The sequence below is a fragment of the Methylobacterium sp. WL120 genome, assembly GCF_008039465.1.
Classification (GTDB): domain Bacteria; phylum Pseudomonadota; class Alphaproteobacteria; order Rhizobiales; family Beijerinckiaceae; genus Methylobacterium; species Methylobacterium cerastii.
Genome location: NZ_VRUT01000357.1, coordinates 1 through 960 on the forward strand (window position 1 = coordinate 1; position 960 = coordinate 960).

The window sequence follows — 960 nt, forward strand, 5'->3', positions numbered from 1 at the left end:
AGCTCGACCCCACGAGCCTCGCCGCGCTCGACGGGCCCGGGCGGGGCGAGCTCGAAGGCTGGATCGCGGCGCAGGCGCCGGGACGCCTCGCTGCCGGCGCCGTCCGCTTCGAGCCCTATCGCACCGGCAGCGCCTTCCTCGTCGGCCGCGGGGTCGGGGCAGGAGCGTCGGCATGAGCGTGTCCGACGAGTTCACCCTGGACTTCGCCCGCGCCGACCGGATCGGCCTCGAGGAGGCGGTGTACTGCGCCGGCAAGTCGCCCGCGCAGGTCGACGCGATCCTCGATGCGGCGGCCGAGCGGGCGGCGCGCTTCCTCCTCACCCGCCTCGACCCGGACAAGCACGCCGCCCTGCGCGCCGTCCATCGGGAGGCGCTGGATTACTGCCCGGTCTCGCGCACGGCCGTCTTCGGCGTGGCGCGCGCGGTGGAAGGGCCGGCCCGCATCGCCGTGGTCGCCGCCGGCACCTCCGACGTGCCGGTCGCCCGCGAGGCGTTGCGGACGCTGGCCTACCAGGGCCGCGCCGCGACGCTCGTCGCCGACGTCGGCGTCGCCGGCCTGTGGCGGCTGACCCGCCGGCTGGAGGAGATCCGCGCCCATCCGGTGGTGATCTGCGTCGCCGGCATGGACGCGGCGCTGCCGAGCGTGCTCGGCGGCCTCGTCGCCGGCGCGGTGATCGGCGTGCCGACCTCGGTCGGCTACGGCGTCGCGGAGGGCGGCCGCACGGCCCTCGACGCGATGCTCGCGAGCTGCGCCCCCGGCCTCGCGGTCGTCAACATCGACAACGGCTACGGCGCGGCCTGCGCCGCCCTGCGCCTGCTCCACGCCGCCGAACGCCTCGCGGCCGCCTGAACCGACCCGTCGTCCGAACACAGGAGAATCCCATGGAACGCCGCAGCTTCCTTCAGAGCGCCGTCGTCGGCGCGGGCCTCGCCGCAGCCGGCGGAGGCGCCGCCACCGCG

At 76.8% G+C, this 960-nt stretch carries 1 protein-coding gene; it reads left to right on the forward strand.

All coding sequences use genetic code 11. The annotated features are described in order from the left end of the window. Positions 1 to 172 precede the first annotated feature (172 nt). Positions 173 to 850 carry a nickel pincer cofactor biosynthesis protein LarB gene (gene larB / locus FV229_RS26985; protein WP_147754832.1) on the forward strand — a complete coding sequence of 226 codons (678 nt, stop codon included), beginning with the start codon at positions 173 to 175 and terminating at the stop codon, positions 848 to 850. Positions 851 to 960: the final 110 nt, after the last annotated feature.